Genomic DNA, 12,194 nt, shown 5'->3' on the forward strand with positions numbered 1-12,194 from the left:
GCTGTTAGAAATAAAATAATCCATCGGGTTTTTGCGGTAATAAAAAACCAAACCTTTTATCAAAAAGATTTGGTTATATCATAGAAATCGAAATGACACTCAGACCCACTTAGTCAGCTGTCAATTCGCTCTCAAAACTGTGAACTGTACACTGTCAACTGTAAACTTTGTTATCTTTGCATTCTAAATAATTTTAAAAATGGCAACAAAACCGGGAATTCCAAAAGGTACAAGAGATTTTTCACCCTCAGAGGTAGCTAAGCGTCAATATATTATAGGGGCGATAAAGCATCATTTTGAGACTTTTGGTTTCCAGCCTATCGAAACACCTTCATTCGAGAATTCTGATACCCTTATGGGAAAATATGGTGAAGAAGGCGACAGGCTTATTTTTAAGATATTAAATTCGGGTAACTTTTTCTTCGATAAAAAGAAGCTGGAACTGCCTGAATCATTAGATGAACTGCTTGTAAATTCATCGGAGACCATTAATAAAGAGCAGCTTATAGAGCTGAACAAGTTTACCGCCCGCATCTCTGAAAAAGCACTACGCTACGACCTTACCGTTCCGTTTGCACGTTATGTGGTTCAGCACCAAAACGATATTGAGTTTCCGTTTAAGCGTTACCAGATCCAGCCGGTATGGAGAGCAGACCGACCTCAAAAAGGACGTTTCAGAGAGTTTTACCAGTGCGATGCCGATGTGGTAGGTTCTACATCGTTATGGCAGGAGGTAGAGCTGGTGCAGCTTTATGATAATGTATTCTCATCACTGGGGCTTAACGGTGCCGTGATTAAGATAAATAACCGCAAGGTACTAAGCGGTATTGCTGAAGTTATAGGTGCTAAAGACAAACTTATTGACTTTACCGTTGCCTTAGACAAGCTCGACAAAATAGGTGAGGATGGCGTGAAAAAGGAAATGCTGGAGAAAGGCATTACCGAAGAGGCTATTGCCAAAGTGCAGCCGCTGTTTAACTTTACAGGAAGCATCAGTGAGAAGCTTGCCAAGCTGGAAGAACTTCTGGCTACTTCGGCAGAAGGCCTGAAAGGGGTAGAGGAGCTACGTTTTATCTGCGATAACGTTATGGCTATCGGTATGAATAAATCGGAGCTTGACCTTGATGTTACCCTTGCCCGCGGACTGAATTACTACACCGGTGCCATATTTGAAGTTACAGCACCTAAAGAGGTGGCTATGGGTTCTATAGGTGGTGGTGGCCGTTATGACGACCTTACGGGTATCTTCGGACTTAAGAACATGAGTGGTGTAGGTATCTCTTTTGGACTTGACCGTATTTACCTGGTGCTTGAGGAACTTAACCTGTTCCCTGATACGGTTACCGAGGCTACTAAGGTACTGTTCATTAACTTTGGTGATAAAGAGGCATTGTATTCTATGAGAGCCATTGCAGCACTTAGGTCGGCTGGTATTAAAGCCGAGTTATATCCTGATGCCGCAAAACTGAATAAACAATTTACCCACGCCGACAGAAGGGGAATCCCGTTTGCCGTTTTATGCGGAGGCGAAGAGGTAGATACTGCTACTTATAAGATTAAGAACCTTGCTTCAGGTGAACAACAAACTGTTGACCTTGATGAACTGATTACAAGGTTGGGCTAAGGGGCTCACCCTCTCTTCACCAATGAGATAGATAGCTTCGTCGTACCTCCCTGCCTTTGCCGGCAGGCAGGCTCGCAATTACGTAAAACGTTGAATATATATGAACCATATCGTCATTGCGAGCGTAACGCAGTGGAGTGCGGCAATCTAAAAAATTATATGTTATTGTGAAATCGGGATTTGTCTATATACTTACCAACAATACCAATACAACATTATATGTTGGTGTAACTTCTGAATTATATGAACGAGTAAAACAACATAAACAAAAATTTTATCCAAAATGTTTTACCGCTAAATATAATCTGCATAAGCTAGTATATTTTGAACAATATCAAATGATTGGAGATGCTATCGGGCGGGAAAAACAATTAAAAGCGGGTTCAAGGAAAAAGAAAATAGAATTAATTGAGAGTATTAATTCTGAGTGGAAAGATCTGTATTTTGAAAGTTTAGATATCTTTTAGATTGCTTCGTCGTACCTCCCTGCCTTTGCCGGCAGGCAGGCTCGCAATGACGGAAAATGTTGAATATATGCACCACATCGTCATTGCGAGCGTAACGCAGTGGAGCGCGGCAATCTAAAATTTAAAGAGATTGCTTCGTAATGCCTCCCTGCCTATGCCGGCAGGCAGGCTCGAAATGACGGAAAACTACAAATGGAATGGCAAAGATGACTTAATAAAAAACAAACCCCGCCAGTTGCGATGGCGGGGTTTCAGTTTTTTAAAGTAAAGGTGATGACTGTTACTGCAGCGTACTGTCAGTATGGATGTAGCTTCTCACTACGTTTCCGGTGTTGTCCTGACGGATCTCTACACCAAGGATCTCGAATGGGCGCTCAATCTGATTGCCATTGAAGTCCAGGTAATCCATTACCAGTTCATCAAAGCTATCCGGGTGAAGCGAAATTGCTACACTGTCGGTAAGCTCGTTTTCCAAAATGTAATTACGCATAGCGTCAAAAGTAATTTTCTCCATGTTATAGTGTTTAGGTTTGATAAAAATAATTATTTCATCAAAACTAAAGCTATATGAAATGTTAAAAAAATTAACTTTAACAATTGTAAGATTGCAACGACAGGTATTTATACACTAAATCTGACTAAATGTTACAAATATGTTAAAAGCAAATAATCTGTGTTATTAATTTTTGCTTGTTCTGACTTTAAAATGAAAAGTTCCCGTAATTGGCTTTATATTTTGCGAATTCCCTAATTCGTATGCATGCATTGCATAGCGGCATTTTACCTTAAAAACAGCATTATTTGGTTCACTTCCAATATATTGAATAGCTACCACTTCGTTGTAGTCGTCGGCGCCAAATCCCAGTGAACTTATCAGGTAAGTAGCCGATCCTTGTGTTATCGGCAATTTCTGAGAAAACTCAAATGGGTTCACATTGTCGCCATAGCCCGTTATAGCGTACTTTTTCAGGTTTCCGGGGGCTACCATAGCCGAACTGTCTACAGGTATAGAGAAGTAAAATGTTTCTTTGGTCGATGCTGAGGTTGCCGACACTGCATTTGCGGATTCGCTAACGGCAAAGCCATAAAGGTCGAGTTGTTCACAATTTATGAATTGTTCCCAGTCGGGTGTTTTAAAACTCATGTGCAGCGTATTGCTCACTTCTCCGTTGCCGGGGTTATTGCCGTTATTTACATTGTCTTCGTCTGAACCCGAGCAGGCAAACAGCATAAAACAGGCGGCAGATAGTAAAAATGCTTTCATAATAAAAAAGGTTTACGTGTAATAATTGTAAAATTACCACATGTAAACCTCCTGTAAAATCCCTATTTTCAGGTATTTTTATCTGAAGTCGATGATATTGCCCTCGCCCTTATCACCAGATTTTGGCGTTTTGTCGGAGGCAAGTTTCCAGTCAATATTTGGGTATTTCTTTTTCAGTTCGGCAAGGTCGCGATCATAACGGTCATATACTACAATTCGGGGGTCACCCGGCTGGGCAAAGTCGTTATAAGAGAGTTCGCCCAGATAGGTAATCTCACCTTTTTTTATCTCAAACGGAATACCGTACGTCTTGCTGAAGTTTACATTACCCATAGAGCCCAGGCCACTAAGTACCGTATGCTGGTTAAAGCTGTATTTACCCGGAGCGCGCTCAATAACGAACAGGTAGGTTTTGCCATCGGCAAAATCGCCTGTAAAGGCACGGTCATTTTTTTCATTACGGGCTTTTACCTCAATCTTGCCCTCATTCTTTTTAACGAACTTTTTATCGTCAGATGCAGGCTTATACAAAAAGCGGTAAATATCATTTCGGGGTACGTCGCCCTCAAAAGTAATGGTACCCACTGCAAGTCCGTTTTCTGATGTTGAAGAGAAAGCTTCGGCAGGCTTATCAGCCGTTCCCGATTTGCATCCTATAATAAGTAACAGGATAGGAAGGATATATAGTGTTTTCATGTAAATTATGTTGATACCGTAAAGATAAGAACAAAGTTAGAAAGTGATAAAGTTGTAAAGTGATAAAGTTTTGGCTGTTGGTTAGCTTCCTGCAAGGTTTTTAAAACCTTGTAGGTATACTTGCATAAAAAACTATATTTGTATAACACCAACTTACCTTACAATGAAAAAACTACTCCTTTTAGCCTGTTTTGTTTCCCTTACTTCGTTTTATACCGAAACCGATGTGTACCTGTGCAATACCAAAGGAGGTAAGAAATACCATTTTACCAAAGATTGCCAGGGACTGCGCAACTGCCAGGGCGAAATAATTAAAGTAACCCTTACCGAAGCCAAAGAGAAAGGTAAAACTATTTGTGGGTATGAGGATTAACACAATCTATTCAAAATGGTCATTAATATTGATAATTACGGCGTTATTGTCGCTGTGTATTATCAATTATCTGCACTTTTCAATATATGGCTTTCTCTTTAAAGAACCATTTTTGATCAATGTGTTTTTATCTTTTGTTATTGCAGTTGAAGTATTTACAGGCTTAAGTCCAAACAGGATTTTAAAGAACATATCCTATATACTGACAATAATTTTATGTGGGTGTGTTTTTCTATGTTCGTTAATTTATATAGTTCCTTTTTTGATGATGTTTGCAGGACATCGAGAAATAATGTCTATACTATATATTATTCTGTTTCTGAATAGTGGTGTTCTTGCCTTTAGTGCAGGGGTTAGTTGGTTAAGGTTGTATACACGTGCAGATGAGTGTTAGTAGGATATAAAAATTATATCTGATACAGTTCTGAGAGATAATAGATTTGTTTTTCGGTATAAATCTCTTCATTTCGTCCTTTGTCATGAGAGCAGGTATAGGTAGTTTTGCCGCCTGTCTCGTGGTTTATTTTCCATACAAACAAAGCTATTTTGTTACCAAACTGTCCTGCGCGGTATACCTCGTCGTTAATGCTAAACTTTTTCATTTTTAAGTATTTACGCTAAAGGTAGGTATAATAAATCCCGAAACTGGGGTAAAAGTGATTTATATCTTAAACATTACGTTTGGTCAATCTTTTAAAGTTTACCCGAAACGTTAGATTACGTATATTTGTATAGCAAATCAACACCATGAATACCCGCCCTGAAATTAAGATAAAGCCCACCCGTACCGATACGATTCTTGAAGCTATAGGTTATATTGGCCTTGCTGCTTTATGGATATTTGTAATAGTGATGTATTACAAACTTCCTGATGTAGTTCCTACGCACTTTAACCTTGCCGGAGAGGCTGATGGTTTTGGTAATAAAAAAACAAGTTTCTTTTTACCTATTATTGCAACGGTTCAGTTTTTGGTATTGAGCGCAATTCAGCAAAATCCGGAGCAGTTTAATTATACGGTAACTATAACGCCCGAAAATGCCGAAAGGCAATATGCCAATGCAGTAAGGATGATACGTGCGCTAAGAGTAATGCTCGTAGTATTGTTTCTTGTAATAGAGATATATTCCGATAAAGAGTATATCGGGCTGGACTTCAGTAATTATTTGCTTACTCCATTGTTGTTGGGCATAATGGTAGTGCCTATGAGTTATTTTATAATTAAATCGTATCGCCAGCGCTAACCATGAATAGTAAAGACCGCCCGAGAATTAAGATACAACCCACCCGTTTTGATATTGCAGTTGAGGTTTTTGCCTGGACGGCACTTGCCCTTTTATGGGTCTATGTCACTATGCAGTATCCAAACCTGCCCGAAATTGTGCCTACCCATTTTGGTATTGGAGGCAAAGCCGATGCATGGGGCAGTAAAGATTCGGTGTTTTTTGGGCCTGCTATTGCTACGGTACTGGTTATAGGTATGAGTATATTGCAGCGGTATCCTTATAAGTTCAATTATATGGAGGAGATTACCCTTGAGAATGCCGAACGCCAGTATGCTATTGGTGTGCGTATGATAAGAGTACTAAAAACATGCATAGCGATACTCTTTATTATAATAGAGTATACTACCGGTGCAGCCGCTATGCAGGATGATAAGGTAGATATGAAGTGGTTTTTTTTAGGTATCTTTTTACTGATACAGTTGCCTGTATTCTACTTTTTGACAAAAATGCTGAATAAGAAGTAGTGTTCAGTTTTCAGTTTTCAGTTTTCAGTGTTCAAAAATGCTTACTGACCACTGATCACTGCCAACTGATTTATTCCTCCGTCAACACAAAATCCTTATTTCCCGGTTTAAAGTAATCGTCGGCAGCCTTGCCAAAGTTTTGCATGGTGGTATAATTAAATATACCGCCTACCACGGCACCTACACCAAATGGAATGAGCCTTCCCAGTGCGGCACCGCCACGTTTAGAGCCATATTTAGCAGCAATTTTTCGGGCTACTCTCTGACGCATTTTGTTTTGGATTCGTTCGGTAATATGCCTGTCAAAATGCCCTGCAGTAAGTTTGTCGCCTTTGCTGTGTGCCGCCTTTTCGGGAACTACCACACCTGCCCAAATGCCCAGTACTACAGTAAACTCATCTTCAAAATCATGTTGAATATCTTTATCATAAATCAAGCCGATGGCATAGGCAGTAGAAGCCATCCAGCGCAACATCAGCACAATGTCGGCTGAAATTGCTCCTGTTTCGATTGCTATCTGGGATAGTGTTCCCAAGCCGGGAATGGCTCCGGGCAGGGCCGTTACCGCACCAACCGAGGCATATTTATTACGTGTCTTTTTAATATATAATCTGGAAAGCTCATGAGGTGTTTTTCCGGGATTAGCAAACCGCAGCTTACGCACTTCGGTATGTATCTCGTGAAAGTGGGGCATAACCTTTACTATGAGCTGGTGCAGATCCATATTTAATTGAAATTTTAGAATTGAGATGTGGGATATATGATTTTGGATATCAGTATTTTAATATAAAGATAGCTATAAAAAGTAAAAGCGGGCCTTGTGAGCCCGCCCCCTTTTATGATCATCGTGATTTATCTTTCGTCCCCCAACTCCAGATAAGACGACCACAATTGGCCTGTTTCCAAAATAATTTTGAATGGTGTAAAAATACAACAATCCTGTGAGATGTAAATACCTATTAGTAGGTATTTTATTGTAAAAGTGACCTTTAGTGCTTTAAATCGAAGATAACAGGGTATTTAGCTAAATATTTTTCTAATAACAGCCCTTGTTTAAAACTTAATTTCCAGAGAATTTTATTGGTAGCGACATCATACCATAGTTCTACATAAAAATTATGAATAGCATAAAGCAGCTTTCGTACTTTTCCATCAATACAGGCATCGATAAGCACGCCATCATTCCATAGTATACGGTATTGTTCGTTGTCGTTCAGTTGTTTATATTCGTATAATTTCATATTCCCAAATGGTTTCTTCGTCATACATCATTTTCTATACTAATAGCAACGCCGGTAAGTTGCGTTATATTATACACATTTGCGGGGGAAGGCAGTACTGCAAATATAACGTTTTAAAAATTAAGGGTTTATTAGTATTTGGTTAGCAAATTTTGTGATTTGCATTACGGAACTTGCAGTATGTAAAATATAAACCGCTTCCACCATGAAACTACTGCTTATTTTGCCCAACTTAGTGCTTATTGCCGTATCGGGCATTAATCTGTATAATGAACTCAATACCGGCAGATTGAACAACAACCTTGCGGTAACCGTGCTGCATTTTTCGGTGCTTATTATGTGTGTAGTGTTTGTTGGCCTTATTATCAGGTCGATGTTTAAGGTTGTAGAGACTAATGAAGAAGAATTGTACTATCAGCCAAGATAAGATTGTTTAATCCTATTACTGTAACGAGCTGTTTTTGCAGCCACTCTATATAAACGTCCCCGTTAGCGATGCTGATGGGGATTTTTTTAAAGAAAAAGCCCCTGTTAAGGGGCTTCTATGAAAGCAAATCATAACAATGGGGGCGATGTTATAATAGCTCCAGCGAATGGATTGTAAGGTGTGGCTGGAGTGGGGGGTCAAATTGAGCGCAAAAATATACTATGTAGGGTTCTTACCGAAAAGAATTAACGAAAATTTTGTAGGTAAAAATAAGTTTATTCCTTAATAAATAAGGAGTTATGTTGTAAGTATAAAAAATAAGTAGTTGGTCTGTAATCAGTATTTGAATAAAAAAATAGAGCTTGTAATAAGGTTTAGACTTTTTTATGAATTGCGACCCGTTAATATGATTGCTTTTCTGCTAAAAATACTTACAAAATAAGACTGTTGAATGTTATGCATATATTAAATATTTTGAGGCTGTGTGGCTTATACGCTTTATAAGTGGTATTCGTGCATATAAATCCTAAATTTTTATTAAGGTTTATCTTCATAAAACAATTTTGAGTAACTTTATGAAAGAGCTGAAAGCCATAGGGTTTACAGCTTGTGAGAAAGAAAGTTTAGAGAAATAAAAAATTGACTAACCTAAAATTTTATAGCCATGCACATCACTATTTTCAGAACACTGTACAAACATGTTATCGATCATGATCTTATTGAGCGTATGCTTAAAAGAAACAACCTTACATTTGAAAGAACAGCCTATGAGGCGGGTTCTCGTTACAAAATACTTTCTGACAATGAGCAGGAAATGGTAAACTTTAAAAAAAGACTAAGAGAAATTTATCCGCAAATTGCGATTAGTGCCTAATAATACGTTATTGATTATTAATTCAGGAAAAGAGCTCCACAAATGGGAGCTCTTTTTTTATGGGATTTATTTAAAATTCTTCATGAATTCTTCTTTGTAGGTAGGTGATATCTCTACTTCGGCACCATCTACGAGTGTAATATAACCACCTTTGTTATATAGTTTTACAAAGTTGAGGTTTACAATATGCGATTTATGCACCCTGATAAAAGGCAAAGGCAGCATTTCACCAAAGTACTTCAGGAAACGGCAGGCCATTTTTTTGTCACCATTGGTAAGATACAGGTCGGTAAAGTTACCATTACCTTTTAGTCGTATTATATCTTCCATTTTTACGACTTCAAAGCCTTCCATGGTAGGTAGTATCACCTGTTGTTTTTCCTGCTTTGGCTCGCGGAAGTTCTCTACTATAACTTTATTTCGGTTAAAGACTTCTTTGTTTATTATTTGCTGATGCACTTTGTTTACAGCAACAATCAGTTCTTCAATACTAATGGGTTTTAGCAGGTAGTAAGCGGCGCTCATGTTTAGCGCTTTTAACGAATATTCTGAAAATGCGGTTACAAATATAGTTTCAAAGGTAAGATCGCCACAGGCTTCAAGTACGTCAAAAGCGTTACCAAAGGGCATTTCCACATCAAGAAAAACAAGATGAGGTTGTAATTCATGAAGCAAAGGTATTGCTTCACGGCTGTTATGAGCCTCTCCTACAATCTCTACCTGTGGGCAGTATTTGGTAAGGTAACTTCTTAGTGCTTCTCTCGCTGCGGTTTCATCTTCTACAATTACACTCCTTATTTTAGCAAGGCTCATCATGGTTTTTGTATTATTGGGACAGTAATTTTAATAATAGTTCCGGTTTCAGGACTTTGCTTTTCTGTCATTGTAAAGTCCATTTTTGTTTTGTACAACTGGTTAAGGAGCGCCATACGCTCTTTAGTGTTGGTGAGTCCTCTCGATTCGTGGGCTTTTTGGTTATGCGTTTTAAGTTCGTTACTTTTTGTAGGGCCAATACCGTTATCATCTATGGTAATAATGATGTTTTTACCGCTAAGGGTATAATCCATTTTGAGTAGCCCTTTTTCCTCTTTGTAGCGGAGCCCGTGCCAAATGGCATTTTCCAGGTGAGGCTGGGCAATCATGTTGGGCACCCATATATTATCGGGATCGAGTTTTGGGTCTACATTAATCTGGTAATCAAACTTGTCTTTAAAGCGCAGGTGTTCCAGCTCAAGGTATTTTGTGAGGTTCTCTATTTCATTCCCCAAAGTTACAAAATCCTTATTGGAATTTTCCATCGTATTGCGCATCAGGTTCGAGTAGGAGGTAAGATACTTATTGGCAGCAAGCTCATTGTTTTGTGCAATAAACTGATTCACACTGTTAAGGCTGTTGAACAGAAAGTGCGGATTCATTTCAAGGCGAAGCGTTTGTAATGCAATCTCTTTGTTTTTTGTTTTAATTGAATAAAGCGTTTTTATGATAAAACTCGAAATAAGCAATAGTAACGCTACCGAACCTAAAAGGAAATAGGTAAAAGTGTTTTTTCGGCTGATAAGCTCATCTTTAAATGATTTTTCACTTTCCAGTCGGCGAATGCGCTCTTCGGTAACCCTAAAGGTCTTGGCATCAGTAAGAGAGTGGTCAGATAGAATAATCCTGTCCAGGTTTTTGATAAAGTTCTCATACGTTTCCATGCTTGCCTTATCGTCTTTTACAGATTTATAATAGTCTACCAGTTGCTGCACACTTTCCCGGGCTTCAAAAGTACGCCCGTTAGTAGCTGCAATGCTATAGGATTCTTTAAGGGCTTCAACAGCTTTTTCGGGATTGTCATATTTAAAATATACCGAAGCCAGAAACTGAAGCTGTATTATCTGGGTGTCGTAGTCTTTAATTTCCTTAGCCTCCTCTAATAATTTTTCTACAACGGTAATAGCTTCTTCATAACGTTTTCCGCCTTTTAGCAGCTTTGCCATTTCGCCATAAATCTTAATGGTCTTTGCTGAATTCTTTTTAGAATAACTTCCTGCTTTTTCATAAAAGCCTAATGCCTGTGTACTGTCTTGCTTTCTAAGATTTAATTTTGCAAGAAGGATATAGGTGTCGGCTATTTCACTTTTAATGTTTTTTTCTTCCAGTAGTGCTATATTCGCATTCAGGTAGTTGTTTTCCAGTTTAGTATTGCCTCTGTTTTTTAGACGATTATAGTCGTTTTTATTCAGGTTTTTAGTGATGTCATCTACCGAAAGATCAAAAGCAAGCTTAAAGTTTTTAGTGGCTGCATTCAGCTTGTTTTGCAGTTCCTGTACTTTGGCAATGCTTCTTACCGATCTTGCCTTACCTATACTGTTATTAGCGGCATTATATATATCAAGTGCTTTTAGTAAAAATTCCTCCGCTTTCGCCAAATCATCTTTATCACTAAAGCCTTTTGCCAGTATTTCGTAGTTGAAAGCGATTTTAAGGTTGTCATTTTCTTTAAGTGACTTTTCGAGATTGTTTACCGCTTTTTTTATCTCGGGTGAAGTTTGTTGTTTTTTAGGAACAGAGTCTTGTGCTTTCAGGTCTTTAGGAACTAAAAAGAGTATAAATAACAGGGGTAAAATGGTTGTAAAACGCATTCAGATAGGTTTAATAATGTAAAGTAAATCAAATTTACATGCTTTTCCTATTACTTTCACCAAGTCAAAACCCAGTTTTACCACTTTTGCATCAAAGGACTGTATAAACGCTGTACTTTTGTCACAGATATAAAATCTGAAATTTAATTAATCTTATAAATAATTCTATCATGAAAAAAATGATCGCACTTTCAGCTGCTGTAGTTCTTACACTTGCTAGCTGTGGAAAAAAAGGAGAAGAGGCTGCAACTGAAGAGACTGTAGATACTACAGCTGTTGTAACTGAAACTACTGTTGTTGATACTGTAGCTACTCCGGAAGCTGCTTCTGCAACTGAAGTTGAGGCTGCTACTTCAACTGAAGCTGCTCACTAAGATATAACCTTTAAAGGTTAATTGAAACGCTTTGAGGATTCTCAAAGCGTTTTTTCGTTTATAGCATTTTTAGATTATAAACAGATAATATGGTTTTACCAAGTCAAAAACGCATTTTACCATTTCTGCTCAAGAGCAGTTTATAAACGTTGTACTTTTGTCTCAGAAATAAAATCGAAAATTTATTTAATCTTATAAATAACTCTATTATGAAAAAAATGATCGCACTTTCAGCTGCTGTAGTTCTTACACTTGCTAGCTGTGGAAAAAAAGAAGATGCTAACGCTGATGCTGCTGCTGCTGATACTACTGCTGTAGTTGTTGAAGAAACTGTAGTTGATACTGTAGCTACTCCAGAAGCTGCTTCTGCTACTGAAGTTGAGGCTGCTACTTCAACTGAAGTTGCTCACTAAGATATAACCTTTCAAGGTTAAGTTAAAATGCCTCCGCTTTGCGGAGGCATTTTTATTTTATACAAAATG

Annotated in this window: 17 protein-coding genes; 9 read left to right on the forward strand and 8 right to left on the reverse strand. The window is 38.2% G+C overall.

The window, feature by feature from the left end; genetic code table 11:
* The first annotated feature begins 199 nt into the window (after positions 1–199).
* Together hisS and DEU42_RS13250 are read left to right on the forward strand one after the other, a co-directional pair.
* Complete coding sequence (hisS, locus tag DEU42_RS13245; protein ID WP_114758791.1) at positions 200–1,624, forward strand: histidine--tRNA ligase; 1,425 nt, start codon at positions 200–202, stop codon at positions 1,622–1,624.
* Positions 1,625–1,791: 167 nt separating this feature from the next.
* On the forward strand, positions 1,792–2,091 hold the full coding sequence (locus DEU42_RS13250) for a GIY-YIG nuclease family protein (RefSeq protein ID WP_114758947.1): 300 nt from the start codon (positions 1,792–1,794) through the stop codon (positions 2,089–2,091).
* Positions 2,092–2,371: 280 nt separating this feature from the next.
* On the opposite strand, the gene DEU42_RS13255 is transcribed toward DEU42_RS13250, so the two are convergent.
* From DEU42_RS13255 to DEU42_RS13265, 3 genes are all read right to left on the reverse strand, one after another.
* A complete protein-coding gene (locus tag DEU42_RS13255; RefSeq protein WP_114758792.1) occupies positions 2,372–2,605 on the reverse strand; it encodes a hypothetical protein in 234 nt (77 codons plus the stop codon).
* A 165-nt stretch (positions 2,606–2,770) separates the two neighbouring features.
* Complete coding sequence (locus DEU42_RS13260; RefSeq protein ID WP_114758793.1) at positions 2,771–3,355, reverse strand: hypothetical protein; 585 nt, start codon at positions 3,353–3,355, stop codon at positions 2,771–2,773.
* A gap of 78 nt (positions 3,356–3,433) precedes the next feature.
* Positions 3,434–4,051 carry a hypothetical protein gene (locus DEU42_RS13265; protein ID WP_114758794.1) on the reverse strand — a complete coding sequence of 206 codons (618 nt, stop codon included), beginning with the start codon at positions 4,049–4,051 and terminating at the stop codon, positions 3,434–3,436.
* Positions 4,052–4,214: 163 nt separating this feature from the next.
* Between DEU42_RS13265 and DEU42_RS13270 the strand changes: the two genes are divergently transcribed.
* Complete coding sequence (locus tag DEU42_RS13270; protein ID WP_114758795.1) at positions 4,215–4,424, forward strand: hypothetical protein; 210 nt, start codon at positions 4,215–4,217, stop codon at positions 4,422–4,424.
* A gap of 407 nt (positions 4,425–4,831) precedes the next feature.
* Here the strand turns inward: DEU42_RS13270 and DEU42_RS13275 are convergent, their stop codons facing one another.
* Positions 4,832–5,026 carry a hypothetical protein gene (locus DEU42_RS13275; RefSeq protein ID WP_114758796.1) on the reverse strand — a complete coding sequence of 65 codons (195 nt, stop codon included), beginning with the start codon at positions 5,024–5,026 and terminating at the stop codon, positions 4,832–4,834.
* A gap of 145 nt (positions 5,027–5,171) precedes the next feature.
* On the opposite strand from DEU42_RS13275, the gene DEU42_RS13280 reads away from it, so the two are divergent.
* Positions 5,172–5,666, forward strand: coding sequence for a DUF1648 domain-containing protein (locus tag DEU42_RS13280; protein ID WP_114758797.1), 495 nt, complete (start codon positions 5,172–5,174; stop codon positions 5,664–5,666).
* A 2-nt stretch (positions 5,667–5,668) separates the two neighbouring features.
* On the forward strand, positions 5,669–6,172 hold the full coding sequence (locus DEU42_RS13285; RefSeq protein WP_114758798.1) for a DUF1648 domain-containing protein: 504 nt from the start codon (positions 5,669–5,671) through the stop codon (positions 6,170–6,172).
* Positions 6,173–6,242: 70 nt separating this feature from the next.
* Here the strand turns inward: DEU42_RS13285 and DEU42_RS13290 are convergent, their stop codons facing one another.
* Positions 6,243–6,896 (reverse strand): EcsC family protein, encoded by a 654-nt coding sequence (locus tag DEU42_RS13290; protein ID WP_114758799.1) that lies wholly within the window; start codon positions 6,894–6,896, stop codon positions 6,243–6,245.
* Between the two features lie 265 nt (positions 6,897–7,161).
* On the reverse strand, positions 7,162–7,413 hold the full coding sequence (locus tag DEU42_RS13295; RefSeq protein WP_147278123.1) for a hypothetical protein: 252 nt from the start codon (positions 7,411–7,413) through the stop codon (positions 7,162–7,164).
* A 205-nt stretch (positions 7,414–7,618) separates the two neighbouring features.
* Here DEU42_RS13295 and DEU42_RS13300 point away from each other — a divergent pair, with 205 nt between their 5' ends.
* Together DEU42_RS13300 and DEU42_RS13305 are read left to right on the forward strand one after the other, a co-directional pair.
* The gene (locus tag DEU42_RS13300) at positions 7,619–7,840 is read left to right on the forward strand and encodes a hypothetical protein (RefSeq protein ID WP_114758801.1); all 222 of its coding nucleotides are present in this window, start codon (positions 7,619–7,621) and stop codon (positions 7,838–7,840) included.
* A gap of 664 nt (positions 7,841–8,504) precedes the next feature.
* Entirely contained in the window at positions 8,505–8,714 is a 210-nt protein-coding gene (locus tag DEU42_RS13305) for a hypothetical protein (protein ID WP_114758802.1), read from the forward strand.
* Between the two features lie 66 nt (positions 8,715–8,780).
* Here DEU42_RS13305 and DEU42_RS13310 read toward each other — a convergent pair whose 3' ends face one another.
* Both DEU42_RS13310 and DEU42_RS13315 read right to left on the reverse strand, forming a co-directional pair.
* Entirely contained in the window at positions 8,781–9,530 is a 750-nt protein-coding gene (locus tag DEU42_RS13310) for a LytR/AlgR family response regulator transcription factor (RefSeq protein WP_114758803.1), read from the reverse strand.
* Entirely contained in the window at positions 9,527–11,338 is a 1,812-nt protein-coding gene (locus tag DEU42_RS13315) for a histidine kinase (protein ID WP_114758804.1), read from the reverse strand. Before DEU42_RS13315 ends, DEU42_RS13310 begins: the two co-directional genes overlap by 4 nt.
* Before the next feature lie 170 nt (positions 11,339–11,508).
* Between DEU42_RS13315 and DEU42_RS13320 the strand changes: the two genes are divergently transcribed.
* Positions 11,509–11,712, forward strand: a complete 204-nt coding sequence (locus DEU42_RS13320) for a hypothetical protein (protein ID WP_114758805.1) — start codon at positions 11,509–11,511, stop codon at positions 11,710–11,712.
* A gap of 209 nt (positions 11,713–11,921) precedes the next feature.
* Positions 11,922–12,125, forward strand: coding sequence for a hypothetical protein (locus tag DEU42_RS13325; RefSeq protein ID WP_199509094.1), 204 nt, complete (start codon positions 11,922–11,924; stop codon positions 12,123–12,125).
* Positions 12,126–12,194: the final 69 nt, after the last annotated feature.

This window comes from Flavobacterium sp. AG291 (assembly GCF_003350375.1).
Lineage (GTDB): Bacteria > Bacteroidota > Bacteroidia > Flavobacteriales > Flavobacteriaceae > Flavobacterium > Flavobacterium suzhouense.

Bases quoted from the DNA above. Each gene is read 5' to 3' on its own strand.
- DEU42_RS13310 (WP_114758803.1), bottom strand. From the start codon at position 9,530: ATGATGAGCCTTGCTAAAATAAGGAGTGTAATTGTAGAAGATGAAACC.
- DEU42_RS13300 (WP_114758801.1), top strand. From the start codon at position 7,619: ATGAAACTACTGCTTATTTTGCCCAACTTAGTGCTTATTGCCGTATCG.
- DEU42_RS13255 (WP_114758792.1), bottom strand. From the start codon at position 2,605: ATGGAGAAAATTACTTTTGACGCTATGCGTAATTACATTTTGGAAAAC.
- DEU42_RS13315 (WP_114758804.1), bottom strand. From the start codon at position 11,338: ATGCGTTTTACAACCATTTTACCCCTGTTATTTATACTCTTTTTAGTT.
- DEU42_RS13325 (WP_199509094.1), top strand. From the start codon at position 11,922: ATGAAAAAAATGATCGCACTTTCAGCTGCTGTAGTTCTTACACTTGCT.
- DEU42_RS13275 (WP_114758796.1), bottom strand. From the start codon at position 5,026: ATGAAAAAGTTTAGCATTAACGACGAGGTATACCGCGCAGGACAGTTT.
- DEU42_RS13280 (WP_114758797.1), top strand. From the start codon at position 5,172: ATGAATACCCGCCCTGAAATTAAGATAAAGCCCACCCGTACCGATACG.
- DEU42_RS13265 (WP_114758794.1), bottom strand. From the start codon at position 4,051: ATGAAAACACTATATATCCTTCCTATCCTGTTACTTATTATAGGATGC.
- hisS (WP_114758791.1), top strand. From the start codon at position 200: ATGGCAACAAAACCGGGAATTCCAAAAGGTACAAGAGATTTTTCACCC.
- DEU42_RS13285 (WP_114758798.1), top strand. From the start codon at position 5,669: ATGAATAGTAAAGACCGCCCGAGAATTAAGATACAACCCACCCGTTTT.
- DEU42_RS13260 (WP_114758793.1), bottom strand. From the start codon at position 3,355: ATGAAAGCATTTTTACTATCTGCCGCCTGTTTTATGCTGTTTGCCTGC.
- DEU42_RS13305 (WP_114758802.1), top strand. From the start codon at position 8,505: ATGCACATCACTATTTTCAGAACACTGTACAAACATGTTATCGATCAT.
- DEU42_RS13290 (WP_114758799.1), bottom strand. From the start codon at position 6,896: ATGGATCTGCACCAGCTCATAGTAAAGGTTATGCCCCACTTTCACGAG.
- DEU42_RS13270 (WP_114758795.1), top strand. From the start codon at position 4,215: ATGAAAAAACTACTCCTTTTAGCCTGTTTTGTTTCCCTTACTTCGTTT.
- DEU42_RS13320 (WP_114758805.1), top strand. From the start codon at position 11,509: ATGAAAAAAATGATCGCACTTTCAGCTGCTGTAGTTCTTACACTTGCT.
- DEU42_RS13295 (WP_147278123.1), bottom strand. From the start codon at position 7,413: ATGAAATTATACGAATATAAACAACTGAACGACAACGAACAATACCGT.